This is a genomic window from Citrobacter sp. wls829 (assembly GCF_005280825.1).
In the GTDB taxonomy this organism is placed as follows: Bacteria; Pseudomonadota; Gammaproteobacteria; order Enterobacterales; family Enterobacteriaceae; genus Citrobacter; species Citrobacter gillenii.
In genome coordinates this window covers 1-25,887 of record NZ_SZWP01000056.1, presented here as the reverse complement: position 1 = coordinate 25,887, position 25,887 = coordinate 1, and the positions used below count along the sequence as shown (strand labels likewise).

The following is a 25,887-nucleotide window of genomic DNA, read 5'->3' as shown; positions in this document are numbered from 1 at the left end:
CGTAACGCCATCGGGCACTTCCCACGCTTTACTCGATTTTTTTGCCTTCCATCAGTCGCTGGACCAGCGGCAGCATAATCAATTCCATCGCCAGCCCCATCTTGCCGCCCGGCACCACTAATGTATTGATATGGGAAATGAATGAGCCCTGCAGCATCGCCAGCAGCCACGGGAAGTCGATGCCTTCCAGGTTACGAAAATGAATCACTACAAAGCTTTCATCCAGTGACGGAATGCTTTTGGCGGCAAAAGGATTAGAGGTGTCGACGGTCGGTACACGCTGGAAGTTAATATGCGTACGGGAAAACTGTGGGGTGATGTAATTAATGTAGTCGTCCATTGAACGTACCACCGAATCCATTACCGCCTCGCGGGAGTGACCGCGCTCGCTGGTGTCGCGGGTCAGCTTCTGGATCCACTCCAGATTGACGATCGGTACCACGCCGACCAGCAGATCAACATGCCGCGCCACGTTTTGCTGCGGCGTCACCACGCCACCGTGCAGGCCCTCATAGAATAAGACGTCTGTGGGTTCAGGCAGCGGCTGCCACGGGGTAAACGTTCCCGGAACCTGATTCCACGGTACGGCCTCATCGTAGGTGTGCAGATATTTTCGTGACTGGCCTTTGCCGGTCTGGCCGTACTCGCTGAAGGTTTGTTCCAGCAGGCCGAAGTCGTTGGCTTCGGGGCCGAAGTAACTGATGTGTCGCCCGGCGTCGCGCGCTTTGCGGATCGCCATGTCCATCTCCGGACGGGTATAGCGGTGAAAACTGTCGCCTTCCACCTCGGCGGCGCGCAGATTTAACTGGGCGAAAATTTTACGAAACGCGAGGCTGGTGGTGGTGGTCCCCGCGCCGCTGGATCCTGTTACCGCAATCACCGGATGTTTGGCAGACATAATAACTCCATGGATAGGTTAGTTTTTATTATAGTCAGCCGCCGGCTGCGGGTTATTCGCGAAACTGTTTTCGCGGCATAATGTTGACCGTTTCATGCAGTTCTGACCATACCAGTACAGCTTCGCCAGATTGTAACTGGCGTCGGACGTCGGCGACTTTTTGTTCGAGCGAACGTTCATGTTCACCATAATCGGTGCCTTCGCGCAAGACAAAGCTTTCAATCAGATTGTCCAGCGCTTCAGGGGATAAGTCCTGCCAGGGGATCTGCATGATTATGCCTCCAGATACGTTGTCAGCCAGTCGGGGATACGGGATTCCAGCCACATCTCAGGATGGCGCAGCGTGCCGCTAATAAACCCGACGTGTCCACCGTGCTCGGTTAACTGATATTCCACCTGTGAGGGCAGATTTTCCGGTTTGGGGATCACGTGGTGATCCATAAAAGGATCGTCCTTGGCGTGAATAATCAGCGTCGGTTTAGCGATCAGGTTGAGTAGTGGCATGGCGCTACACTGACGATAATAGTCTATCGCATCGGCAAAACCGTGGATTTTGGCGGTGATCAGATCGTCAAAGTCACGAATGCGGCGCAGGGACTTCAGCTGTGCCAGGCTTACCGGCAGCGAGCCAGGATAAGCTTCGAGCTTACGCGAGGCATTGGCTTTTAACAGATTAAGCAGATAGCGCTGGTAAACGCGGGAGAACCCTTTTTCCATATGATAACTACAGGCTTCCAGCACAAAGGGGGCGGAGACAATAACCGCGGCATCAATCGGGATAGCGTTCCCTTCTTTGGCCAACAGGCAGGCCAGCATGTTGCCACCGAGCGAGTAGCCGACCGCTGCGGTTGGCACGCGGCCGAACTCGCGCTCCAGCCAGCGTAAAAACCAGGTACCGTCCTCGGTCTCGCCGGAGTGATAAATGCGGTTCAGGCGATTCGGCTCGCCGCTGCAGCCGCGAAAATGCATCACCACACCTAACCAACCGCGCTTTTGCGCCGCCTCAATCAGACCGTGGGCGTACGGGCTGTTCAGGCTACCTTCCAGACCGTGAAAAACCACCAGACGCGGTTTGTGCTTCGCCTGATGCGGATCTTCACTCCATGCCAGATCGACAAAGTCGCCGTCGGGTAATTCCAGACGCTGCCAGTGGGCGTCGAACTTCACCTTACGGCGAATTAAACGTGGCAGCATGGTCTGCAGATGGCGATTACTGATCCCGCGCATCGGGCGGAATTCTCGCGAATCATCGGCAGGGAGATTCATTTCTGTTGGAGTGATTTCAACCATAACACCAGAGCAATTAATCATCGAAAACAGCGACTATACCGCGCACAGAGCCTGCGGGTTAGCCAATATGTGATTTTGTACTTATTCAGCCAGCAGGTTACGTGAGAAAAGATGAAAATCCACACCCGGTTTACGTCGCCACAGGCGGGCTTTCCGCGTGCCGGTGGCCATGCTTTCACCGGTATCTTCAAACATATCTGAGGCCTCAAAGCGGCGGATCAGGCTTTTGCGCTGAATCGGCTGGCCGAGGATAACCTCTGTGGCTTCCTGTAGCTGACCATGGGTAAAGGTATCCGGCAAACAATAAACGGGCAGTAAAGAATATTTCGTTTTTTGCCGCAGCCGGTTCAGGGCGGCATCAATGATCGCCTGGTGGTCAAAGGCCAGCGGATAGTCGGCAAGCTTATCAACCGGGACCCAGCGGGCATCGCTGACGCTGGCAATATGCGGTTCGCAGTCCACCCAGGCGATAAGCGCAAACCAGGTGACCGTCAGGCTCCAGCCACGCGGGTCACGATCTGGCCCGGAAAATGTGTCCAGCTGTTCCAGCCACGAAGGCGAAACGCCTGTTTTTTCAGTGAGTTTACGCAGCGCTGTGGCGCGAGTGGAATCATCGTGTGCCATATCAATAAAGCCGCCGGGTAATCCCCAACGTCCTTTCTGCGGCTGGTTTGCCCGTTCGACCAGCAGCACGCACAGCGCCTGTTGATGCACGGTAAACAACACGCTATCCACCGTTACCAGCGGGGAGGGAAAGTGGCGGGCATCGTACTGATTCAGGTAGTCGGCTTCGGTGGTCATAAGGTACTCGCGATGATGTGCAACGCTGCCAAGTGTACCAGCCCGGTATCGGTGGGCAAGGTGCGTTTTTTTTCCATTGATTATCAGTTGATTAGCGCACGTTCAAAAATACTTTATTTTATGCTTGCTTAATAACTGTCTTAGAGACATTATTAATTGTGTCGAAGGGACACAATTCAAAGGGGAAGCGAGATGAGCGTAAAATTAACCTTAACGCTGGATGACCAGGCTTACGCTATTGCCAGCGGTATTTTTCCTGATGGGGCCGTCTGGTTGAAAGTCACCGACGCATTACCATCCTTCGCTCACCAGATGCGCATTCGTGCCGCGGCGATGCGCGATATGAACGACTTTATGCTATTGGCGCAGTTGGTCGACGCGGTGCGCCATCAGACCGATGTACGGGTCAGCCATCTTGAACTTCCCTGGCTGCCGTGGGCGCGCCAGGACCGACATATGGTTGCGGGCGACAGCTTTGCGCTGAAGGTTTTTGCCCGTCAGCTCAATACGTTGCAGTTCGACAAGGTGAAGGTACTTGATCCACACAGCGACGCGGCGGCAGCGGCTATCGATAATTTCATCACTATTCCCCAGGAAGTCTGTCTGCTGCAAAGCGCGACCTTGCAGCGCCAGTTCCAGCAAAACGCGCTGATGCTGGTGGCTCCTGATGCCGGAGCATTAAAGAAAATTGATGCTGTCGCCAGAGCCGCAGGGACTGCTGAATACGCCATTTTGAGCAAAAAACGCGATGTCGCCAGCGGCAACCTGACGGGTTTCGCGTTGGTTGCCGGGGATGTTAAAGACCGGGATGTGCTGATTGTCGACGACCTGTGCGACGCTGGCGGCACCTTCATTGGCTCTGCCCAGGTTTTACGCGATGCCGGCGCGCGCAGCGTCAGCCTGTATGTCACCCACGGGATCTTTTCTAAGGGCGTTGAGCACCTGTTTGCCAACGGCATTGACGCCGTTTACACCACCACATCGTTAGCGTCCTCTACGCTGGCCCATCCGCAGCTTGAACTTATCGACATTGACGCGATTTACCGCGCCTGAGGGAGACACCTGTTATGAAAATGAATCCAATCTTGGCTATTGATGGCTACAAAGTGTCTCACCGCGTGCAGTATCCGCAGGGCACCAGCCGGGTCTATTCCAACTTTACCCCGCGCAGCGATCGCTTTTTCTCGTCGCCGTTGCCGGATGGCAAGCTGGTGTTCTTCGGTCTGCAGGGTTTTTGCAGTGGTTTTTGGTTGATTTGTTTAACGAGGCGTTCTTTGCCCGACCGCAGGAAGAGGTGGTCAGTGAATACAAGCAGGTGATGGACGGGTATCTGGGAAAAGATGCCGTGGCGGTTGATCACATTCGTGCGCTGCATCAGCTGGGTTATCTGCCGTTGCACATTAAAGCACTGGATGAAGGCAGCAAAGTCCCGATGGCGGTGCCGGTATTAACCATCATCAATACTCAACCTGAGTTTTTCTGGCTGGTGAATTACCTCGAGACGGTACTGTCGGCTGAGCTGTGGAAAGCCTCAACCAATGCCACCATCGCGCATCACTACCGCAAAATCTGTGCGCATTGGGCAGAAAAAACCTGTAGCGATATGACGCACCTTGACTTCCAGTGCCATGACTTTTCGTTTCGCGGTATGTCAGGATTGCAGGACACCATGCAGGCGGGCGGCGGGCATCTGCTGAGCTTTAAAGGCACTGACAGTATTCCGTCGCTGCTGTATGCCCGTGATTACTACACCGACGGCGAGGCGTATTTCATCGGCGCCAGCATTCCAGCCACCGAGCACAGCGTGATGTGCATGGGCGAGCGCGAACACGAGATCGAAACCTTCCGTCGTCTGATTGCCGATCTGTACCCGCAGGGATTTGTGTCGATAGTCTCCGATACCTGGGACTACTGGCAGGTGCTGACGGAGTATACCCGGGAACTGAAGCACATCATTCTGGCGCGTGAGGGGCGGGTGGTGTTCCGCCCGGACAGCGGTAACCCGGTCGATATTCTGTGTGGCACTGGGTTAGATGACGATAACCGTGCCGAACGTACGCCAGAGGAAAAAGGTTCCGTGGAGGTGCTGTGGGAGATTTTTGGCGGTACGGTAAACGCCAAAGGGTATAAGGTGCTCGACCCGCATGTAGGGCTGATTTATGGCGACTCCATTACGCTGGAGCGGGCGAATGAAATCTTGCGTCGCCTCGAGGCTAAAGGCTTTGCCAGCTCAAACGTGGTGTTCGGGGTGGGATCGTTTACCTATCAGTACAACACGCGAGATACCTTTGGCTTTGCGATGAAAGCGACCTGGGGAGAAGTGAACGGTAAAGGCCGGACCATCTTTAAGGAGCCGAAAACCGACAATGGTCTGAAACGCTCTGCCCGCGGGCTGCTGCGCGTTGCACGTGATGAGCAGGGCGAGTTACGACTGCATGATGAACAACGTTGGCAACAGGAGCAGGAAGGCGAGCTGAAAACCCGCTTCCTCGACGGTAAGCTTTATCACCGTCAACATTTCGACGATATCCGCCAGCGCCTGGCGGCGCAAAAATAATTTCCTGCAAGCGGGTAGCGATACCCGCTTTACTTACCCCGCTTAAATTGATCCTCATCACAAATCGTTACTTCAATTATTACTCTCAAGCTAATGATTCACGCCTACGCTTAATTGATGACTTTCTCACCAGAGCGCACACTCTTTCCAGTGTTAAGCAATCAAAAATGATTCGCTGAATCAGGAGGTTAATAATGTTATCTGGGCAAACGCCAGCTCGAGTCTGGAACACCCGCCGCACAGAAAAACAGCGGCGTCTGGCTTCCGTTCCGGTGCAGGGCAAGGTTCTGCCGACCGCAGACCTGACCGCGATGCTGGAATTACTTATCGCGCCGGGTGACCGCGTGGTATTAGAAGGGAATAACCAAAAGCAGGCAGATTTCTTATCTCGCATGCTGGCTGAAGTTAACCCGCAAAAAGTGCACGACCTGCACATGATTATGCCCAGCGTCGGACGCAGCGAGCATCTGGATATCTTCGAAAAAGGTATCGCTCGCAAGCTGGACTTCTCTTTCTCCGGTACCCAAAGCCTGCGTATTTCGCAGCTACTGGAAGATGGTCAGCTGGAAATTGGCGCCATCCACACCTACATCGAACTTTACTCCCGTCTGTATGTTGACCTGTCACCAAACGTGGCGCTGATTGCCGGTTTCAAAGCCGACCGCAAAGGTAACCTCTACACCGGGGCGAGTACCGAAGATACCCCGGCGCTGGTTGAAGCCGCCGCATTCCATGACGGTATCGTCATCGCGCAGGTTAACGAACTGGTCGACGATGAATGCGACCTGCCGCGCGTTGATATTCCGGGCTCATGGATTGATTACGTGGTCGTCGCCGATAAGCCGTTCTTCATTGAACCGCTGTTCACCCGTGACCCGCGCCTGATCAAACAAGAACATATCCTGATGGCGATGATGGCCATTAAAGGTATCTACGCAGAGCACCAGGTCCAGTCGCTCAACCACGGTATCGGCTTTAACACTGCGGCAATCGAGCTGCTGTTGCCGACCTACGGCGAACAGCTGGGTCTGAAAGGCAAAATCTGTAAACACTGGACGCTGAACCCACATCCAACGCTGATTCCTGCTATCGAAAGCGGCTGGGTTGAAAGCGTGCACTGCTTCGGCGGTGAATTAGGGATGGAAGAGTACATCCGTGCCCGCCCAGATGTGTTCTTCACCGGTGCCGATGGTTCAATGCGTTCTAACCGTGCTTTCTGTCAGTTGGCGGGTCAGTACGCGGTCGATATGTTTATCGGTTCCACTTTGCAGGTTGATGGCTATGCCAACTCCTCAACGGTGACCCGTGGACGCCTGTCCGGTTTCGGCGGCGCACCAAACATGGGCCATGACCCGCACGGCCGTCGTCATGCAACACCTGCCTGGCTGAACATGATTACCGAACCTGACCCAATGCAGCGCGGTAAAAAACTGGTTGTTCAGATGGTGGAAACCTTCCAGGCTGGTGTGAAACCGACCTTCGTCGAGAAACTTGATGCGGTTGAAGTCGCCAAAACCTCCGGGATGCCGCTGGCACCGGTGATGATTTATGGCGATGACGTCACCCACGTCCTGACCGAAGAAGGGATCGCTTACCTCTACCGGGCAAAAGATCTTGAAGAGCGCCGGGCGATGGTGGCTGCGGTTGCCGGGATCACCGACATCGGTCTGGGCGTTGATGCGAAACGCGTCGCTGAACTGCGTCAGAGTGGCAAGGTGGTGTATCCAGAAGATATGGGCATTCGTCGTACCGACGCGACCCGTTCTCTGCTGGCCGCCGGTAGCGTGTCCGATCTCGTTGAATGGTCTGGCGGTCTTTACAACCCACCTGCGAAATTCCGGAGCTGGTAATGAAACTTCTGTCCCCGATTCAGGTTGAAGGCGGTGCCGAATGGCTGGCGCGAACCGCCACGCAGTGTCTGATTGACGAAGCACGACTCAGCCCGAAACCCGGTCTGGTGGACAGTCGGGGGAATGGCGCGCATCACGACTTGTCGCTTGCGTTAATGGAGCGCTCTGCGCACAGCCTGACCTCTACATTTCAGTCGTTAGCGCAACAAAGCTGGCAGCGTCCAGCGGATATTGCGCTCAGACAAACCATAGGGCGACTCGGTCGCGAAGGCGAGCAACAGATGATGGCGGCCACGGACGGTGTGAACACCCACCGTGGCGCGATTTGGGCACTGGGATTGTTGGTGAGCGCGGTGGCAATGCACGGTGGCACCGCGAGTGCACAGCAGGTCGCGGCGACTGCCGCCGAGCTGGCAAAACTGCCGGATGCCGCCGCACCCAAAGTGTTCAGCAAAGGGCTGCGTGCGACGCACCGTTATCAGGTGCCGGGTGCACGTGAAGAGGCACAGCAGGCGTTTCCGCATGTGATGCAACGTGCGCTGCCGCAACTGCGTTTAAGCCGGTTTAACGGCAGCAGTGAAACGCACGCCAGACTCGACGCGCTGATGGCGATCATGACCTCGCTGACCGATACCTGCGTGCTCTCTCGCGCAGGTATGGAAGGGCTGGATGCCATGCAGGACGGCGCCCGTGCGGTGCTGAATGCTGGCGGCAGCGCTCATCCAGCAGGTCAGGCGGCATTGGCCGCACTCGATAGCCATATGCTGGCGCTGAACGCCTCGCCGGGCGGGGCAGCAGATTTACTCGCTGCCACCTTGTTCATCGACCGCATCGATTCGCCCTATACACGAAGTATTAAGAGGATGTTATGGAACACATTACGTTAACCGTACCGGCCAGCCGCACCTTAAGCGGTAAAGCGCTGGCAGGCGTCGTGGGCTCCGGGGATATGGAGGTGTTATTCACCGCCGACCAGAGCCAGACGTTAACCATTGATATCACCACTTCTGTCGATAACAGCCGTAGTCGCTGGGAAGCGTTGTTGAACCGTCTGCAAACGGTCAGCAGCCTGCCTGCAGGAAAACTGACGATCCACGACTTTGGCGCAACCCCAGGTGTTGCACGTATTCGTATCGAACAGGTATTTGAAGAGGTGAGCCATGCGTGATGACAGCAGTTTTATCGAATTAAAAGCACGTCAGCGTGCCCACGCGCTGCTTGATGAAGGCAGCTACCGCGAACTGCTCGACCCGTTTGACGGCGTGATGTCGCCTTGGCTTGGCGCGCAGGGCATCGTTCCGCAGTCGGATGACGGCATGGTCGTTGCTAAAGGCACCATCAACGGCAAACCGGCAGTGGTGGTGGCGATTGAAGGCGCATTCCAGGGTGGCAGCATGGGTGAAGTGTCCGGTGCCAAAATGGCAGCGGCGCTGGAGCTGGCGGCGGAAGATAACCGCAACGGCATCCCAACTCAGGCTGTTTTAAGCCTGGAAACCGGCGGCGTGCGTTTGCAGGAGGCCAACCTTGGCCTGGCGGCGATTGCCGATATTCATGCGGCGATTGTTGACCTGCGTCGTTACACCCCGGTAGTCGGCATTGTCGCCGGTACCGTGGGCTGCTTTGGCGGGATGTCTATCGCTGCGGCACTGTGTAGCTACCTGATTGTGACCCGTGAAGCGCGTCTGGGGCTGAACGGCCCGCAGGTTATCGAGCAGGAAGCGGGGATTGAAGAGTATGACTCCCGTGACCGTCCGTTTATCTGGAGCATGACCGGTGGTGAAATTCGCTACCAAAGCGGGCTGGTGGAAGCACTGGTCGGCGATGGCGTTAACGCCGTGAAAGCGGCAATGAACGACGCGCTGGCAAAAGGCGTACCGGCAAAACACCGCACCGATAACTACGACTGGTATCTCGACCGTTTAACGAATTTCGACACCCGTAAACAGGCCGATACCGAACAGATTCATGCGCTTTTCGCCCGGGAGGTGAAATGATGAGTAACTCAATAAGCCGTGGCGAATTATGGCTGGAAACCCTCGTACCGAACGCTAAACGTATTGCCGGGCTGTGCCCGTCCGTACAGGCCGCTGATGGTGAACTGAACGGTGAAACGGTGCGCTTTATTGCCGTTGTTCCGGATGCCAATAACCATTACCCACGTGCTGCTGGCGGTGAAGTCGGTCTGCTGGAAGGCTGGACACTGGCGAAAGTGGTGAGCGAAACCATCGCAGCCGACGCCAATAACGCGGTGAAACGTCCGATTGTGGCGGTGATTGATGTGCCAAGCCAGGCATACGGTCGTCGTGAAGAAGGCTTCGGTATTCACCAGGCGCTGGCCGGTGCGGCGGCGGCGTATGCCAATGCGCGTCTGGCGGGCCACCCGGTCATTGGCCTGATTGTCGGTAAAGCCATGTCCGGTGCCTTCCTGGCACACGGTTACCAGGCAAACCGTCTGATTGCGTTCAACGACAAAGGTGTGCTGATTCACGCAATGGGCAAAGAATCTGCCGCGCGTATCACGCTGCGTTCCGTTGAGGCGCTGGAAAAACTGGCGGCAACCATTCCGCCAATGGCGTACGACATCAGCAACTACGCCACGCTGGGGCTGCTGGAAAATCTGCTGGATATCAGCAACCCAGATGCGCCATCTGCAAACGATCTGACGCAGGTTAAAAACACCCTGCAACAGGCCATCAATGACGCTCGTCAGGATCCAACGCTGAAAAGCCGTCTGGGCGCTGACAATCGCCGCAGCTCTGCCCTCGTACGCGAACGTATGCGAGCAAGCTGGTAAGTAAAAAGAGACCTGCCAGATGTAAGACTTTGCGGGCGCAGACGTTGCGCCCGCGTGGGCCACTGCATCTGAAAAATAATAATCATCGCGTCAGTGCTACTTTTTTTTATATTACAGGTGAATTATGACTTACGTAATTGTTCATGCTCTTGCTCCGATTTTCGTCATCATGCTACTAGGATTCTGGGCCGGGAAGGCCAAAATGGTGGACAACAAAAACGTCTCCCTACTCAATATCTTCGTGATGGACTTTGCTTTACCCGCTGCGCTGTTTAGCGCGACGGTACAAACCCCATGGGCCGGTATTGTTGCGCAGTCGCCGCTGATTGTGGTGCTGACGTTGGCAATGTGGATTACCTATGCTGTCATCTACTTTATGGCGACCAAAGTCTTCAAAAAATCTCCGCAGGATGCCGCCGTGCTGACGTTGACCGTCGCGCTGCCAAACTACGCGGCGCTTGGCTTGCCGATTCTTGGTAGCGTCCTCGGTGAAGCGTCATCAACGTCGCTTTCGGTTGCCGTGTCTATTGCCTGCGGTTCCGTGCTGATGACGCCGTTCTGCCTGCTGATTCTGGAGCGTGAAAAAGCGCTGGCAGCAGGTGGAAATACCGGCTCCACACTGTCAATGCTGCCGGTATTGATGTGGCGCTCTATCAAGAAACCTATCGTGATGGGCCCGCTGTTGGGGGTTATTCTCTCGGCTATCGGCATCAAAATGCCGGAACTGGTACTGGCGGCCATTAAACCGCTGGGCCTGTCTGCAACCGCCGCCGCGCTGTTCCTGACCGGGGTTATCTTGTCTGCCCGTAAACTGCAGATCAATACCGTGGTTATTACATCGACTATTACCAAGCTGCTGATTCAGCCTGCAATTGCCTGGGGCATCGTGCTTATCTTCGGTCTGCATGGCTCCGTAGCCATTACCGCTATTCTGATGATTGCGCTGTCTGCCGGTTTCTTCGGTGTGGTGTTCGGTAACCGCTTTGGCGTGCAGTCACCGGATGCAGAAGCCGTGCTGCTGTTGAGCTCAGTCCTGTGTATCCTGTCGCTGCCGCTGTTTATCTCGCTGACTTCAGGAATGTAAATCATGACCTCAACATTACGCCCACACGATCTTATCTGGCTGAATGCGCGTGACGCGCTGGAAGAGACCACGGAATCCTGGGTGGATGACGTTTGGCATACCGGCCTGCCGGTGGTTGTGCGGCGTGATGTTGACGAGGCGGGGCGTATCCCCGTCGGTGTGCGCGGCATGAAGCGCTGTCAGCGGGCGGCGGGTTGGGTGAATCCTGATGCCGTCACCCGCGTCTGTACCCCGGAGTTGCTGGTTGACCCGCAGGCGATGCTGCGTTCACCGTTTATCTCTCAGCCACCGGTTCAGGTGGCTTTGTTGCTGTCACAGCAAGCGTGGCCGTGGACATGGGGTATTACCGGCAGCACCGGTTATGCGCTGGCGACCGGGATCCCGGTGATTCATGCCAGTAGCGATCTGGATTTGCTGATCCGTGCCCCGCAGGCGCTATCACGCGAGGTGCTGGAAAAATGGCAGCAACAGCTCACGGACGGTCTGTGCCGTGCGGACACTCAGGTAGAAACGCCGTATGGCGCGTTTGCCCTAAACGAATGGCTGCGCGACGGCAGGGCACTGTTAAAAACATCGCAGGGGCCGCGGTTGGTGAGCGACCCGTGGAGCAGGGAGGAGTAAATGAAAATTCTGTTCACCTTTCCGGGACAGGGAACCCAGCATCCAGAGATGCTGCATAACCTGCCGGGAACGGAATTGGCGCTGGCACGTGAAGTGCTGGGTGCAGAAGCGGATACGCTGGATTCCCCTGACGCATTGCAACATACCCGGGCGGTACAGTTAGCGCTGTTGATTGCCGGGGTTGCCTGGGCGCGCGAGCTGGAACGTCGCGGCGTTTCACCAGACATTGTGAGCGGGCTGTCGATTGGTGCATATCCGGCAGCGGTGGTGGCCGGGGCGCTCGACTTTACCGACGCGCTTAAACTGGTGGCGTTGCGCGGTGATTTGATGGAGCAGGCCTATCCACATGGCTACGGCCTGACGGCGATCATGGGGCTGACGTTATCGCAGGTGGAATCGCTGGTGGCGGGTAGCGGAACGTATATCGCCAACCTCAATGCCGAAACGCAGATTGTGATTGCCGGGACTGATGAGGCAATGGCTGGAGTGGCAAAACGGGCGTTGGAGAAAGGGGCGAGCAAAGCACATCGTCTGGCGGTTAGCGTACCGTCACACTGCGAACTCCTGGCAGAACCTGCGCAAAAATTGGCAGAGGCGTTTAGCCAGGTGACACTTTCTCGTCCTCGCTACGCTTATCTCAGCGGCAGCACTGGACGCGTGCTGTGGCAGCCGGAGCGCATTGCTGACGATTTGGCGATGAATATGGCGCGCACCGTGCGCTGGCAGGAGGCGGTGGTCTCCGCCAATGAGCGTGAAGCCCGGCTGGCGATTGAAATGCCACCCGGCGGTGTGTTGACCTGCCTAACGCGTCAGGCGGCGTGGGAAGGAGAGTCAATTTCGCTCGAACGCAGCGGCGTGGACGTTGCTGTACATCTGGCGAAACGGCTGCGTGCATAGTGGTATTGCCCGATGGCGCTGCGCTTATCGGGCCTACAAAATCGGTAGGTCGGATAAAACGCGTTAGCGTTGCCATCCGGCAATCAGGCTCCGCTCTTCAAACTCCGCGCATACATCCGCCCTTCGGCAGCTAACGCCAGCAAACTCGGGTCGCGCTCGCGGTTGCGGGCAAAGACAATCGCGATAAGCTGCTGCATTTGATAGGGCTCGGACAGCTTTTGCAGCTTCACGGTATTCTCATACATCTTCTTCATTCGCCCTGGCATCAAACAGAATCCAACCCCTGCCTGCACCAGACTGAGCATCGAGAAAATATCGTTCACGCGAGTGACGATTGAAGGCTCAAACCCGGCGACATGAAACGCTTCCTGGAAGCCCGCATAGGTGGCAAAGCCTTCCGCCAACGAAACGAACTTCTCATTGCGATAATTGCGAAGATCCGCTGTTTTGCTGGGATCCAGCGCTGCCGTGATCGGTGCAGCAAGGTAGATGTCATCGTGGAACAGCGGCAACACTTCCAGACTGTTACGGTCGATCTCGCTTTCAGAGATCGAGATCAGAATCGCATCCAGGGTACCGCTCTCCAGCATATTCAGCAGGGCTTCGTTTGATCCCATCGTCAGATCCATTTCCAGATCCGGACGACGTAGCTTCATACCCATAATCAGGCGTGGCACTGTTTCCAGCGTTAACGAGTAGAGCGTGCCGACACGCAGACGGCCCTGACCGACGCCCGCCGTTTTGCGCGTCTCTTCCAGCCCACGCTCCATTAACTGGGTCACTTCCTGACAATACTCCAGCAGCGTCCACGCCGCCGGTTGCGCAATCAGGTTACGCCCTTTGTGTACAAACAGCGGACAACGAACGTTCTCTTCCAGCGTATGCAGCGCCCGATGCACGCTCACGCCGCTGATATCCAGCGCCTCGGCGGTACGGGCGATGTTGCCCTTCTCCATAAAGGTCATGAAGATGGTCAGTTTGCGGAAGGTAATATCGTCGGTGATTGATAAGTTCATCGTCCGCCTTTCGTGGTTAGTCGTTCTGCAGCATCTGCTCAAGTTGCTCTTGCGCGTCCAGCCAGGCCATTTCACACTCTTCCAGCCCCGATTTAGCGCTGGCTTGCTGTTGTAAACATGCGGTCAGTTCGGCCTTGCGGCTTTGGTCGTACAGCTCGCTGTCACCGAGTTTTTCTTCCGCTTGTGCCAGCTGTGCCTGCAGCTTCTCCATCTCTTTTTCGAGACGGGTAATCTCTTTACGCAGCGGCTGGGTTAGGGTGCGCAGTTCGGCTTCACGGCGCTTCTGGTCTTTACGCGCCTGGGCGCTGTTGACGCTCTCTTTTGCCGGTTCATCGCTCTGACTTTCCTGCTTTTGTACGTCGCTCAGCCACTGTTGATAATCTTCCAGATCACCGTCGAACGGCTCAACTTTTTTATCATGAACCAGATAGAGATCGTCGGTGGTGGAGCGAATCAGATGACGGTCGTGCGACACCACCACCAGTGCGCCTTCAAAATCGATCAACGCCTCGGTCAGTGCCTGGCGCATGTCGAGATCCAGGTGGTTAGTCGGTTCATCGAGCAGCAGCAGGTTCGGACGCTGCCAAACGATAAGCGCCAGTACCAGTCGTGCCTTTTCACCCCCCGAGAAGCGAGCGGTCTGTTCGGTGACTTTATCGCCCTGGAAGCCGAAGCCGCCGAGGTAATCACGCAGCTTCTGTTCTAACTCCTGTGGCGCCATGCGGGCCAGATGCTGAATGGGCGATTCATCCGCGCGTAAAAACTCCAGCTGATGCTGGGCGAAGTAACCGAGCTTAATACCTTTCGCCAGACCGATTTCACCGCTAATAGGTGCCAGTTCTCCTGCCAACAGTTTAATCAGTGTGGATTTACCCGCGCCGTTACGGCCTAACAGGCCGATGCGTGACCCTGGCACCAGGTTCAGCTTGATGGAGTCGAGAATAATGTTCTCGCCATAACCTGCGCTGACCTTCTCCATTTTCAGCAGTGGGTTAGGCAGGCTTTCGGGTATGCGGAAGCTGAAGTGGAACGGGTTATCAACATGGGCTGGGGCAATCAGCTCCATGCGTTCCAGCATCTTGATACGGCTCTGCGCCTGTTTGGCTTTGGTGGCCTGCGCCCGGAAGCGGTCGATATAGCTTTGCAGATGCGCCACGCGCTCTTGCTGGCTTTCGTACATCGCCTGTTGCTGCGCGAGGCGAGTGGAACGCTGCACTTCAAACGCGCTGTAGTTCCCGGTGTACTCGAACAGGGTTTGCTGTTCGATATGAATAATCTTATCCACCACCGGATCGAGGAAGTCACGGTCGTGGGAGATCAGGATCAGCGTACCCTGATAGCTTTTCAGCCATCTTTCCAGCCAGATTACGGCGTCGAGATCGAGGTGGTTGGTCGGTTCATCAAGCAGCAGCAAGTCAGAACGGCAAATCAGCGCCTGAGCCAGGTTAAGACGCATACGCCAGCCACCGGAGAAATCGCTGACCGGGCGTTCAAGTTGTTCGTTAGAAAAACCGAGGCCGTGCAGCAGGCTGGCGGCACGCGAGCGCACGGTCCAGGCGTCGATGGCGTCCAGTTTGCCGTGCACGGTGGCAATCGCATGCCCGTCGTTACGTTCGTTGGCCTCGTTCAACTGTGCTTCCAGTTGACGATACTCGCGGTCGCCGTCAATGACGTATTCCAGCGCAGGCTGAGCAAGCGCGGGCGTTTCCTGATTTACCCAAGCGAGCTGCCAGTTACCTGGGTATGTAAACCCGCCAGCGTCGGCGCTGATTTCATTTTTCAGCAATGCCAGCAGGGTAGATTTACCGCAGCCATTCTTACCCACCAGGCCCACTTTCTGACCTGGATTAATGGTGGCCGTGGCATTTTCCAGCAGGACGCGCACGCCGCGACGAATTTGTAACGAGGAGAAAACAATCATAAGGCGCCGTATGTTCAGACTATGTTAATTTATCATTATGATAATGTAATGTGTGGGCGGTTTGCCGCACCGAGGCGCAATGGTAGCCCAAAACGCCGAAAATAGACAAAGACATAACCGGGAGGGGGATGATGTTCCAGCCAGCGAAAGTTTTGCTGCTGTATGCCCATCCGGAATCTCAGGACTCGGTCGCGAACCGGGTGCTGCTTAAACCGGCCATGCAGCTCAGTAATGTTACCGTGCACGATCTTTATGCGCACTATCCTGATTTTTTTATCGACATCCCGCATGAGCAGGCGCTGCTGCGTGACCATGATGTGATTGTTTTTCAGCATCCGCTGTATACCTATAGCTGTCCAGCGCTGCTCAAAGAGTGGTTTGACCGTGTGCTGAGTCGTGGGTTTGCCAGTGGGCTGGGAGGAAATCAGCTGGCGGGAAAGTACTGGCGGAGCGTCATCACCACCGGTGAACCCGAAAGCGCGTACCGTTATGACGCGCTGAACCGCTATCCAATGAGCGATGTGCTGCGCCCCTTTGAGCTGACAGCCGGTATGTGTCGAATGCACTGGATGAGCCCCATCATCGTTTACTGGGCCAGACGGCAAACGAAGCAGGAACTGGACAGCCATGCCAAAGCGTATGGTGAATGGCTGGCAAATCCAATCCCTGCGGGAGGCCGCTGATGGAAGGTTCTGATTTATTGACTGCGGGAGTGCTGTTCCTCTTCGCGGCGGTAGCGGCGGTGCCGCTGGCGTCAAAACTGGGTATCGGCCCGGTGTTAGGGTATTTGCTGGCAGGGATGGCGATTGGGCCGTGGGGATTAGGATTCATCAGCGATGTGGATGAAATTCTCCATTTCGCCGAGCTGGGTGTGGTCTTTCTGATGTTCATTATTGGGCTGGAGCTTAACCCGGCCAAACTGTGGCAACTGCGGCGCTCTATCTTTGGCGTCGGAGCCGCGCAGGTGATGCTCAGCGCGGTGATTTTGGCCGGGCTGCTGATGCTAACCCACTTCTCCTGGCAAGCAGCCGTGGTGGGGGGGATTGGTCTGGCGATGTCGTCCACTGCGATGGCGCTCCAGTTGATGCGGGAAAAGGGGATGAACCGCAGCGAATCCGGACAGCTGGGCTTTTCGGTACTGCTGTTTCAGGATCTGGCGGTGATCCCGGCATTGGCGCTGGTGCCGTTATTGGCGGGCTCTGCCGATGAGCATTTTGACTGGATCAAAGTGGGCATGAAGGTGCTGGCTTTTGCTGGCATGTTGATTGGTGGACGCTATTTGCTGCGCCCCGTTTTCCGCTTTATTGCGGATTCCGGCGTGCGGGAAGTGTTTACTGCCGCCACGCTGTTGTTGGTGCTCGGTTCTGCTTTATTCATGGACGCGCTGGGGCTGTCGATGGCGCTGGGGACGTTTATCGCCGGCGTGTTGCTGGCGGAAAGCGAATACCGACACGAGCTGGAAACGGCTATCGATCCCTTCAAGGGGCTGCTGTTGGGGCTGTTCTTTATTTCTGTGGGGATGTCGCTCAATCTTGGCGTGCTGTATACCCATATCCTGTGGGTGGCGGTAAGCGTTATTGTGCTGGTGGTGGTTAAAGCGCTGGTACTGTATGTGCTGGCGCGCCTGAATGGCATGAGAAGTTCGGAACGGATGCAGTTTGCCGGGGTATTAAGCCAGGGGGGCGAGTTCGCGTTCGTACTGTTTTCAACCGCGTCCTCGCAACGACTGTTTCAGGGCGATCAAATGGCGCTGCTGCTGGTGGCCGTCACGCTATCGATGATGACCACGCCGCTATTGATGAAGCTGATTGATAAATGGCTCTCCCGCCAGATTAACGGCCCGGATGAAGAAGATGAAAAACCTTGGGTGGAAGACGATAAGCCGCAGGTGATTGTGGTGGGATTTGGCCGCTTTGGTCAGGTAATTGGGCGTTTGCTGATGGCGAACAAAATGCGTATTACCGTGCTGGAGCGGGATATCAGCGCGGTGAACCTGATGCGTAAATACGGTTATAAGGTGTATTACGGCGATGCCACGCAGGTGGAACTGTTACGTTCTGCCGGTGCAGAAGCGGCACAATCGATCGTCATTACCTGTAACGAACCCGAAGATACGATGAAGTTAGTGGAATTGTGCCAACAGCATTTTCCACATTTGCATATTCTTGCGCGCGCGCGCGGACGAGTAGAGGCGCATGAGTTAATACAGGCTGGTGTGACACAGTTTTCCCGCGAAACCTTCTCCAGCGCACTGGAGTTGGGGCGAAAAACGCTGGTGTCATTGGGGATGCACCCGCATCAGGCGCAGCGTGCCCAGCTGCATTTTCGTCGGCTGGACATGAGCATGTTGCGGGAGCTGATCCCTATCCACACAGATACGGTACAAATCTCTCGAGCCCGAGAAGCCAGGCGCGAACTGGAAGAGATTTTCCAGCGTGAAATGCAGCGAGAGCGACGTCAGCCGGACGGCTGGGATGAATTTGAGTAGAGGATAACCATGGCAATTCGTAAACGTTTTATTGCAGGTGCAAAATGCCCATCCTGCCAGGCGCAGGATTCACTGGCGATGTGGCGCGAAAATAATATCGATATTGTTGAGTGTGTTAAGTGTGGTCACCAGATGCGGGAAGCGGATAAAGAAGCCCGCGAGCACGTTCGCAAAGAAGAGCAAGTAATAGGGATTTTTCATCCGGACTAGCGATATGCCGCAGCTTTTTTTAAGCTAGAGGGTACACAGGTGCAGAATTCCGCTACAATCTGCGCCACTATTCTTTCCATGCTCAGGAGATATCATGAAAGTAGCAAAGGACCTGGTGGTCAGCCTGGCCTATCAGGTACGTACAGAAGACGGTGTGTTGGTTGATGAGTCTCCGGTGAGTGCACCGCTGGACTACCTGCATGGTCACGGTTCCCTGATTTCTGGCCTGGAAACAGCGCTGGACGGTCACGAAGTTGGCGATAAATTCGATGTTGCTGTTGGCGCAAACGACGCTTACGGTCAGTATGATGAAAACCTGGTGCAGCGCGTGCCGAAAGACGTCTTCATGGGCGTTGACGAACTGCAGGTTGGCATGCGTTTCCTGGCGGAAACCGACCAGGGTCCAGTACCGGTAGAAATTACCGAAGTGGAAGATGACCACGTCGTGGTTGACGGTAACCACATGCTGGCTGGCCAGAACCTGAAATTCAACGTAGAAGTTATCGCTATCCGTGAAGCAACCGAAGAAGAACTGGCTCACGGCCACGTTCACGGTGCAAACGGCCATGACCACGATCACGAACATGGTCACGATGGTTGCTGCGGCGGTCACGGTCATGACCACGATCATGGTCATGAACACGGCGGCGAAGGCTGCTGCGGTGGCGGCGGTAAAGGCAAAGGTAACGGCGGCGGCTGCGGTTGCCACTAATCGGTATGATTGCCTGATGGCGCTACGCTTATCAGGCCTACCGTAGAACGGATAAGACGTTTACGTCGTCATCCGGCACAAAAAAAGCGGGGAAACCCCGCTTTTTTTACGTCTTAATAATGCGGTGGTGGCGTCTCTTCAGACTGCGACGCAATATGGGATGGCTGCGTTGCTTTAAGCTTCTCCGTCAATAGACGCAGATGATCGCGCAGTTTAGCCATTTCCAGTTCGTGAGCGGTGACCGTCACGTTGAGTTCTTCAATGGTGATTTCCTGAAATGCCAGGCGACTTTCCAGCTCAGCCAGGCGGGTTTCCATCGTTGTATCCTGCATGATTCACCTCTTCTGTTATTTCCGGCAGATCGCGGACTGCGGCGAATTTTACTCAACTTTGTCTGTTTGCACAGCACTCATTCCTTCGCAACGAAACTAATTTAAACAAAAAGAGTCTGAAAAGTGGTGATAATAGGGCGTGCCCGTATGTTGATTTGTTCTGCAACGCTTTATAGTACATTTTTGTGTTAGTTAACCCTGGGGTGAGATGCCCCGGCCCTGGAGAGATGGATGAAATCACTGTTTAAAGTAACGCTGCTGGCGACCACGATGGCCGTAGCTCTACATGCCCCGATCACCTTCGCCGCCGATGCTGCGAAACCAGCCGCTACTGCTGACAGCAAAGCCGCATTCAAAAATGACGACCAAAAATCTGCTTACGCGCTGGGCGCGTCTCTGGGTCGTTACATGGAAAATTCCCTGAAAGAACAGGAAAAACTGGGCATCAAACTGGATAAAGACCAGCTGATCGCTGGTGTTCAGGACGCGTTTGCTGATAAGAGCAAGCTGTCCGACCAGGAAATCGAGCAAACCCTGCAGGCGTTCGAAGCGCGCGTGAAGTCTTCCGCTCAGGCGAAAATGGAAAAAGACGCGGCTGATAACGAAGCCAAAGGTAAAGTGTACCGCGAGAAGTTTGCTAAAGAGAAAGGCGTTAAAACCTCTTCTACTGGCCTGGTCTACAAAGTAGAGAAAGCAGGTACTGGTGAAGCACCGAAAGACAGCGATACCGTTGTAGTGAACTACAAAGGCACACTGATCGATGGTAAAGAGTTTGATAACTCTTACACGCGTGGTGAGCCGCTCTCTTTCCGTCTTGACGGTGTTATCCCAGGCTGGACCGAAGGTCTGAAAAACATCAAGAAAGGCGGTAAAATCCAGCTGGTTATTCCACCGGATCTGGCATATGGCAAAACCGGCGTTCCGGGTATCCCGGCAAACTCCACGTTGGTGTTTGATGTTGAGCTGCTGGACATCAAACCGGCCCCGAAAGCCGACGCTAAACCAGATGCTGCCCCGGCTGAAAAAGCTGCAGACAGCAGCAACGGTTTTTTATTATCGACAGGATATAATTAATACTGGAAAGCGCCTCGTGCGCTGTATTACTTTAGATGCCCCTAATAGTGATGAGCCTGCCCTGACAACATAACGACAGGCTCCTGAAAAGGAGTGCTTTTTTTCATGTCCAGGTCGCTTTTAACCAACGAAACCAGTGAGCTAGATTTGCTGGATCAACGTCCTTTCGATCAAACCGACTTCGATATCCTTAAATCCTACGAAGCGGTAGTGGACGGGTTGGCGATGCTCATTGGTTCCCATTGTGAAATCGTATTGCACTCTTTGCAGGATTTGAAATGCTCGGCTATTCGCATTGCTAACGGTGAACATACGGGTCGTAAAATTGGCTCACCGATTACCGATCTGGCGTTGCGCATGCTGCATGATATGACGGGTGCGGATAGCAGCGTGTCGAAGTGTTACTTCACACGTGCGAAAAGCGGTGTCTTGATGAAGTCGGTGACGATTGCCATTCGCAACCGTGAGCATCGCGTAATTGGTCTGCTGTGTATCAATATGAACCTTGATGTTCCATTCTCGCAGATAATGAATACCTTTATTCCACCGGAAACCCCAGAAGTGGGTTCTGCCGTGAACTTCGCCTCATCAGTGGAAGATCTGGTTACCCAGACGCTGGAGTTCACGATTGAAGAAGTGAATGCCGATCGTAACGTCTCCAACAATGCGAAGAATCGTCAGATTGTCCTGAACTTGTATGAGAAAGGTATCTTCGATATCAAAGATGCTATTAACCAGGTTGCTGACCGCCTGAACATCTCCAAGCACACGGTTTATCTTTATATTCGCCAGTTCAAGAGCGGTGATTTCCAGGGGCAAGACAAGTAATGCGCTTTGCTATCGTCGTGACTGGACCTGCTTATGGTACGCAGCAGGCGAGCAGCGCATTGCAATTTGCTCACGCATTGATTGAAGAAGGTCATGAGTTAAGCCGTGTCTTTTTCTATCGTGAAGGCGTGTATAACGCCAATCTGCTGACGTCGCCCGCCAGTGATGAATTTGATCTGGTTCGCGCCTGGCAACAGCTTAATCAACAGCATGGCGTAGAGCTAAATATCTGCGTGGCAGCGGCGCTACGCCGCGGCGTTGTTGATGAAACTGAAGCAGAGAGGTTGGCGTTGGCTGGGGCTAATTTACAAGCGGGTTTTAACCTTAGTGGGCTGGGTTCGCTCGCTGAGGCATCCCTGACGTGCGATCGCGTGGTGCAGTTCTAATGAATCGAATCGCTTTTGTATTTTCCACCGTGCCTCACGGGAGCGCATCGGGCCGTGAAGGTCTGGATGCACTACTGGCGACATCAGCACTAACAGAAGATCTCGGCGTCTTTTTTATCGGGGACGGCGTCTTCCAAATCCTGCCAGAGCAAAAACCTGATCTCATTCTGGCACGGGACTATATTGCGACCTTCAAATTGTTGGGGCTGTACGATATAGAACAATGTTGGCTGTGCGCTGCCTCATTGCGCGAACGTGGCCTTGATACGGACATGAAATTCGTTGTCGATGCGACGGTACTTGAACCTGAAGAACTGCGCCGTGAACTGGGCAACTATGACGTCATTATGAGGTTCTAAACGCGCATGCTGCATACTCTACATCGCTCAGCGTGGCTGACTGACTTCTCCTCCCTGCTGCGTCTTGTTGGCGCAGACGATGAGCTTTTATTGCTTCAGGATGGTGTGACTGCAGCCATAGAAGGCAGCCGTTTCCTTGAAACGCTGCAAAATGCCTCCATTAAGATTTATGTACTGGAAGAAGACATTAAGGCTCGCGGGTTGGGTGGTCGAATTTCAGACAGTGTCGTCAGGGTTAGCTATACTGACTTCGTCAGACTTACGGTGAAGCATCCCAACCAGATTGCCTGGTAATTGCGGGATCGTTGTATATTTCTTGACACCTTTTCGACACCGACCTAAAATTCTGCGTCCTCATATTGTATGAGGACGTTTTATTACGTGTTTACGAAGCAAAAGCTAAAACCAGGAGCTATTTAATGGCAACAGTTAACCAGCTGGTACGCAAACCACGCGCACGCAAAGTTGCAAAGAGCAACGTGCCTGCGCTGGAAGCCTGCCCGCAGAAACGTGGTGTATGTACCCGTGTATATACCACCACTCCTAAAAAACCAAACTCCGCACTGCGTAAAGTATGCCGTGTGCGTTTGACTAACGGTTTTGAAGTGACTTCCTACATCGGTGGTGAAGGTCACAACCTGCAGGAACACTCCGTGATCCTGATCCGTGGCGGTCGTGTAAAAGACCTTCCGGGTGTTCGTTACCACACCGTTCGTGGTGCGCTTGACTGCTCCGGCGTTAAAGACCGTAAGCAATCACGTTCCAAGTATGGCGTGAAACGTCCTAAGGCTTAATGGTTCTCCGTTAAGTAAGGCCAAACGTTTTATATTAATGTCAAACTAAACTCTTAGAGTTTTGGACAATCCTGAATTAACAACGGAGTATTCCCATGCCACGTCGTCGCGTCATTGGTCAGCGTAAAATTCTGCCGGATCCTAAGTTCGGATCAGAGCTGCTGGCTAAATTTGTAAACATCCTGATGGTAGATGGTAAAAAATCTACTGCAGAAACCATCGTATACAGCGCCCTGGAGACCCTGGCTCAGCGCTCTGGTAAAGATGGCCTGGAAGCCTTTGAAGTAGCCCTCGAAAACGTGCGCCCGACTGTCGAAGTTAAGTCTCGCCGCGTTGGTGGTTCTACTTATCAGGTACCAGTTGAAGTCCGTCCGGTTCGTCGTAATGCTCTGGCAATGCGTTGGATCGTTGAAGCTGCTCGTAAACGCGGTGATAAATCCATGGCTCTGCGCCTGGCGAACGAACTTTCTGATGCTGCAGAAAACAAAGGTACTGCAGTTAAGAAACGTGAAGACGTTCACCGTATGGCAGAAGCCAACAAGGCGTTCGCACACTACCGTTGGTAATCCCTTCGGAGTAATAGTCACCAGGCGGGCGCTTCCTGTAAGCAGCCCGCTTTGGGCTACTTAAATTGAACGCCTAAAAGATAAACGAGGAATCAAATGGCTCGTACAACACCCATCGCGCGCTACCGTAACATCGGTATCAGTGCGCACATCGACGCCGGTAAAACCACTACTACCGAACGTATTCTGTTCTACACCGGTGTAAACCATAAAATCGGTGAAGTTCATGACGGCGCAGCCACCATGGACTGGATGGAACAGGAGCAGGAGCGTGGTATTACTATCACCTCCGCAGCGACTACTGCATTCTGGTCTGGTATGGCCAAGCAGTATGAACCGCATCGCGTAAACATCATCGACACCCCGGGGCACGTTGACTTCACAATCGAAGTAGAACGTTCCATGCGTGTGCTTGATGGTGCAGTAATGGTTTACTGCGCAGTTGGTGGTGTTCAGCCGCAGTCTGAAACCGTATGGCGTCAGGCTAACAAATATAAAGTTCCACGCATTGCGTTCGTTAACAAAATGGACCGTATGGGTGCGAACTTCCTGAAAGTTGTTGGTCAGATCAAAACCCGTCTGGGCGCGAACCCTGTTCCGCTGCAGTTGGCTATTGGTGCTGAAGAACATTTCACCGGTGTTGTTGACCTGGTGAAAATGAAAGCCATCAACTGGAACGAAGAAGACGCAGGCGTAACCTTCACTTATGAAGATATTCCGGCAGACATGCAGGAACTGGCTGAAGAATGGCACCAGAACCTGATCGAGTCCGCTGCAGAAGCTTCAGAAGAGCTGATGGAGAAATACCTCGGTGGTGAAGAACTGACTGAAGAAGAGATCAAGACTGCTCTGCGTCAGCGCGTTCTGAACAACGAAATCATCCTGGTAACCTGTGGTTCTGCGTTCAAGAACAAAGGTGTTCAGGCGATGCTGGATGCGGTAATTGATTACCTGCCATCCCCAATCGACGTACCTGCGATCAACGGTATTCTGGACGACGGTAAAGATACTCCGGCTGAGCGTCACGCTAGCGATGAAGAGCCGTTTGCTGCTCTGGCATTCAAAATCGCTACCGACCCGTTCGTGGGTAACCTGACCTTCTTCCGCGTGTACTCTGGCGTGGTTAACTCCGGTGATACTGTTTACAACCCAGTGAAATCGGCTCGTGAACGTTTTGGTCGTATCGTACAGATGCACGCCAACAAGCGTGAAGAGATCAAAGAAGTTCGCGCGGGCGATATCGCGGCTGCGATCGGTCTGAAAGATGTGACAACTGGTGACACCATTTGTGATCCAGACCACGTGATCATTCTGGAGCGTATGGAATTCCCTGAGCCGGTAATCTCCATCGCGGTAGAACCGAAAACCAAAGCTGACCAGGAAAAAATGGGTCTGGCTCTGGGCCGTCTGGCTAAAGAAGACCCGTCTTTCCGCGTATGGACTGACGAAGAATCTAACCAGACCATTATCGCCGGTATGGGTGAGCTGCACCTCGACATCATCGTTGACCGCATGAAGCGTGAATTCAACGTTGAAGCGAACGTCGGTAAACCTCAGGTTGCTTACCGTGAAGCGATTCGCGCGAAAGTTACCGATATCGAAGGTAAACACGCTAAGCAGTCTGGTGGTCGCGGTCAGTACGGTCATGTTGTTATCGACATGTACCCGCTGGAGCCGGGTTCAAACCCGAAAGGCTACGAGTTCATCAACGACATCAAAGGTGGTGTAATTCCTGGCGAATACATCCCGGCCGTTGATAAAGGCATCCAGGAACAGCTGAAATCTGGCCCGCTGGCTGGCTATCCGGTTGTTGATCTGGGCGTGCGTCTGCACTTCGGTTCTTACCATGACGTTGACTCCTCTGAGCTGGCGTTTAAACTGGCTGCTTCTATCGCCTTCAAAGATGGCTTTAAGAAAGCGAAACCTGTTCTGCTTGAGCCGATCATGAAGGTTGAAGTAGAAACGCCGGAAGAGAACACTGGTGACGTCATCGGTGACCTTAGCCGTCGTCGTGGTCAGTTGAAAGGTCAGGAATCTAACGCTACTGGTGTTCAGATTCATGCTGAAGTTCCGCTGTCTGAAATGTTCGGATATGCAACTCAGCTGCGTTCTCTGACCAAAGGTCGTGCATCTTACTCTATGGAATTCCTGAAGTATGATGATGCGCCGAACAACGTTGCTCAGGCCGTAATCGAAGCCCGCGGTAAATAAGCCGCAGGTTAAAAACCAAAATCCCGTGCTCTCTCTATAAGGGGAGAGCACTATAGTAAGGAATATAGCCGTGTCTAAAGAAAAATTTGAACGTACAAAACCGCACGTTAACGTCGGCACCATCGGCCACGTTGACCACGGTAAAACTACTCTGACCGCTGCAATCACCACCGTACTGGCTAAAACCTACGGCGGTTC

The 25,887-nt window shown here is 54.2% G+C and carries 28 protein-coding genes and 2 pseudogenes; 23 read left to right on the top strand and 7 right to left on the bottom strand.

The genetic code is table 11. The annotated features are described in order from the left end of the window. Positions 1 to 28 precede the first annotated feature (28 nt). The 4 genes and pseudogenes from FDW88_RS10810 to FDW88_RS10795 form a co-directional block, all read right to left on the bottom strand. Positions 29 to 898: a phosphoribulokinase gene (locus FDW88_RS10810; RefSeq protein WP_096759302.1), complete on the bottom strand. Its 870-nt coding sequence runs from the start codon at positions 896 to 898 to the stop codon at positions 29 to 31. Between the two features lie 52 nt (positions 899 to 950). Then, a complete protein-coding gene (locus FDW88_RS10805; RefSeq protein ID WP_096759303.1) occupies positions 951 to 1,169 on the bottom strand; it encodes a YheU family protein in 219 nt (72 codons plus the stop codon). Between the two features lie 2 nt (positions 1,170 to 1,171). Beyond that, positions 1,172 to 2,234: pseudogene (locus FDW88_RS10800) on the bottom strand (hydrolase). A gap of 35 nt (positions 2,235 to 2,269) precedes the next feature. Further along, on the bottom strand, positions 2,270 to 2,989 hold the full coding sequence (locus FDW88_RS10795; RefSeq protein WP_137362543.1) for an NUDIX domain-containing protein: 720 nt from the start codon (positions 2,987 to 2,989) through the stop codon (positions 2,270 to 2,272). A 192-nt stretch (positions 2,990 to 3,181) separates the two neighbouring features. Between FDW88_RS10795 and prs the strand changes: the two genes are divergently transcribed. From prs to mdcH, 10 genes and pseudogenes are all read left to right on the top strand, one after another. Beyond that, positions 3,182 to 4,042, top strand: coding sequence for a ribose-phosphate diphosphokinase (gene prs / locus FDW88_RS10790; protein WP_137362542.1), 861 nt, complete (start codon positions 3,182 to 3,184; stop codon positions 4,040 to 4,042). A 14-nt stretch (positions 4,043 to 4,056) separates the two neighbouring features. Further along, positions 4,057 to 5,546, top strand: a pseudogene (locus FDW88_RS10785) (nicotinate phosphoribosyltransferase). Between the two features lie 194 nt (positions 5,547 to 5,740). Further along, entirely contained in the window at positions 5,741 to 7,396 is a 1,656-nt protein-coding gene (gene mdcA / locus FDW88_RS10780; RefSeq protein ID WP_062775702.1) for a malonate decarboxylase subunit alpha, read from the top strand. Then, positions 7,396 to 8,283, top strand: a complete 888-nt coding sequence (locus FDW88_RS10775; protein WP_115257325.1) for a triphosphoribosyl-dephospho-CoA synthase — start codon at positions 7,396 to 7,398, stop codon at positions 8,281 to 8,283. The genes mdcA and FDW88_RS10775 overlap by 1 nt, the downstream gene beginning before the upstream one ends. Further along, positions 8,265 to 8,564 carry a malonate decarboxylase acyl carrier protein gene (gene mdcC, locus FDW88_RS10770; protein WP_062775705.1) on the top strand — a complete coding sequence of 100 codons (300 nt, stop codon included), beginning with the start codon at positions 8,265 to 8,267 and terminating at the stop codon, positions 8,562 to 8,564. The genes FDW88_RS10775 and mdcC overlap by 19 nt, the downstream gene beginning before the upstream one ends. Further along, positions 8,557 to 9,390, top strand: coding sequence for a biotin-independent malonate decarboxylase subunit beta (locus tag FDW88_RS10765; RefSeq protein ID WP_115257326.1), 834 nt, complete (start codon positions 8,557 to 8,559; stop codon positions 9,388 to 9,390). Before mdcC ends, FDW88_RS10765 begins: the two co-directional genes overlap by 8 nt. Then, entirely contained in the window at positions 9,390 to 10,190 is an 801-nt protein-coding gene (gene mdcE / locus FDW88_RS10760) for a biotin-independent malonate decarboxylase subunit gamma (RefSeq protein ID WP_117342448.1), read from the top strand. The genes FDW88_RS10765 and mdcE overlap by 1 nt, the downstream gene beginning before the upstream one ends. A 124-nt stretch (positions 10,191 to 10,314) precedes the next feature. Next, positions 10,315 to 11,274 carry an AEC family transporter gene (locus tag FDW88_RS10755; RefSeq protein ID WP_115257328.1) on the top strand — a complete coding sequence of 320 codons (960 nt, stop codon included), beginning with the start codon at positions 10,315 to 10,317 and terminating at the stop codon, positions 11,272 to 11,274. Between the two features lie 3 nt (positions 11,275 to 11,277). Beyond that, positions 11,278 to 11,895, top strand: a complete 618-nt coding sequence (locus tag FDW88_RS10750) for a malonate decarboxylase holo-ACP synthase (protein ID WP_137362541.1) — start codon at positions 11,278 to 11,280, stop codon at positions 11,893 to 11,895. Next, on the top strand, positions 11,896 to 12,792 hold the full coding sequence (gene mdcH, locus FDW88_RS10745; RefSeq protein WP_137362540.1) for a malonate decarboxylase subunit epsilon: 897 nt from the start codon (positions 11,896 to 11,898) through the stop codon (positions 12,790 to 12,792). It begins immediately after the preceding gene. An 83-nt stretch (positions 12,793 to 12,875) separates the two neighbouring features. Here mdcH and FDW88_RS10740 read toward each other — a convergent pair whose 3' ends face one another. Together FDW88_RS10740 and FDW88_RS10735 are read right to left on the bottom strand one after the other, a co-directional pair. Then, entirely contained in the window at positions 12,876 to 13,808 is a 933-nt protein-coding gene (locus FDW88_RS10740) for a LysR family transcriptional regulator (RefSeq protein ID WP_117342446.1), read from the bottom strand. 16 nt (positions 13,809 to 13,824) lie between these two features. Then, entirely contained in the window at positions 13,825 to 15,729 is a 1,905-nt protein-coding gene (locus tag FDW88_RS10735; RefSeq protein ID WP_115257332.1) for an ABC transporter ATP-binding protein, read from the bottom strand. Positions 15,730 to 15,860: 131 nt separating this feature from the next. Here FDW88_RS10735 and kefG point away from each other — a divergent pair, with 131 nt between their 5' ends. From kefG to slyD, 4 genes are all read left to right on the top strand, one after another. Then, complete coding sequence (kefG, locus tag FDW88_RS10730) at positions 15,861 to 16,412, top strand: glutathione-regulated potassium-efflux system ancillary protein KefG (protein WP_135912833.1); 552 nt, start codon at positions 15,861 to 15,863, stop codon at positions 16,410 to 16,412. Further along, complete coding sequence (kefB, locus tag FDW88_RS10725) at positions 16,412 to 18,217, top strand: glutathione-regulated potassium-efflux system protein KefB (RefSeq protein WP_135911301.1); 1,806 nt, start codon at positions 16,412 to 16,414, stop codon at positions 18,215 to 18,217. Before kefG ends, kefB begins: the two co-directional genes overlap by 1 nt. Before the next feature lie 9 nt (positions 18,218 to 18,226). After that, the gene (locus FDW88_RS10720) at positions 18,227 to 18,427 is read left to right on the top strand and encodes a YheV family putative zinc ribbon protein (RefSeq protein WP_005121675.1); all 201 of its coding nucleotides are present in this window, start codon (positions 18,227 to 18,229) and stop codon (positions 18,425 to 18,427) included. A gap of 94 nt (positions 18,428 to 18,521) precedes the next feature. Next, on the top strand, positions 18,522 to 19,139 hold the full coding sequence (slyD, locus tag FDW88_RS10715) for a peptidylprolyl isomerase (RefSeq protein ID WP_115257335.1): 618 nt from the start codon (positions 18,522 to 18,524) through the stop codon (positions 19,137 to 19,139). A 113-nt stretch (positions 19,140 to 19,252) separates the two neighbouring features. On the opposite strand, the gene FDW88_RS10710 is transcribed toward slyD, so the two are convergent. Further along, complete coding sequence (locus FDW88_RS10710; protein ID WP_003023639.1) at positions 19,253 to 19,471, bottom strand: protein SlyX; 219 nt, start codon at positions 19,469 to 19,471, stop codon at positions 19,253 to 19,255. A gap of 231 nt (positions 19,472 to 19,702) precedes the next feature. Here FDW88_RS10710 and fkpA point away from each other — a divergent pair, with 231 nt between their 5' ends. The 9 genes from fkpA to FDW88_RS10665 all read left to right on the top strand — a co-directional run. After that, on the top strand, positions 19,703 to 20,545 hold the full coding sequence (fkpA, locus tag FDW88_RS10705; RefSeq protein ID WP_137362539.1) for an FKBP-type peptidyl-prolyl cis-trans isomerase: 843 nt from the start codon (positions 19,703 to 19,705) through the stop codon (positions 20,543 to 20,545). Between the two features lie 105 nt (positions 20,546 to 20,650). Further along, positions 20,651 to 21,373: a transcriptional regulator gene (locus tag FDW88_RS10700; protein ID WP_003023643.1), complete on the top strand. Its 723-nt coding sequence runs from the start codon at positions 20,651 to 20,653 to the stop codon at positions 21,371 to 21,373. Then, positions 21,373 to 21,759 carry a sulfurtransferase complex subunit TusD gene (gene tusD, locus FDW88_RS10695; RefSeq protein ID WP_115257337.1) on the top strand — a complete coding sequence of 129 codons (387 nt, stop codon included), beginning with the start codon at positions 21,373 to 21,375 and terminating at the stop codon, positions 21,757 to 21,759. The genes FDW88_RS10700 and tusD overlap by 1 nt, the downstream gene beginning before the upstream one ends. Then, entirely contained in the window at positions 21,759 to 22,118 is a 360-nt protein-coding gene (tusC, locus tag FDW88_RS10690) for a sulfurtransferase complex subunit TusC (RefSeq protein ID WP_096759313.1), read from the top strand. The genes tusD and tusC overlap by 1 nt, the downstream gene beginning before the upstream one ends. A gap of 6 nt (positions 22,119 to 22,124) precedes the next feature. Continuing rightward, entirely contained in the window at positions 22,125 to 22,412 is a 288-nt protein-coding gene (gene tusB, locus FDW88_RS10685; protein ID WP_137362538.1) for a sulfurtransferase complex subunit TusB, read from the top strand. Between the two features lie 125 nt (positions 22,413 to 22,537). Beyond that, entirely contained in the window at positions 22,538 to 22,912 is a 375-nt protein-coding gene (gene rpsL / locus FDW88_RS10680) for a 30S ribosomal protein S12 (RefSeq protein ID WP_003023654.1), read from the top strand. A 95-nt stretch (positions 22,913 to 23,007) separates the two neighbouring features. Next, positions 23,008 to 23,478: a 30S ribosomal protein S7 gene (rpsG, locus tag FDW88_RS10675; RefSeq protein ID WP_016154763.1), complete on the top strand. Its 471-nt coding sequence runs from the start codon at positions 23,008 to 23,010 to the stop codon at positions 23,476 to 23,478. Between the two features lie 96 nt (positions 23,479 to 23,574). Next, on the top strand, positions 23,575 to 25,689 hold the full coding sequence (gene fusA, locus FDW88_RS10670) for an elongation factor G (RefSeq protein WP_096759315.1): 2,115 nt from the start codon (positions 23,575 to 23,577) through the stop codon (positions 25,687 to 25,689). A gap of 70 nt (positions 25,690 to 25,759) precedes the next feature. Further along, positions 25,760 to 25,887: GTP-binding protein (locus tag FDW88_RS10665; protein WP_016197641.1), on the top strand; the 128-nt coding region annotated here is incomplete at its 3' end.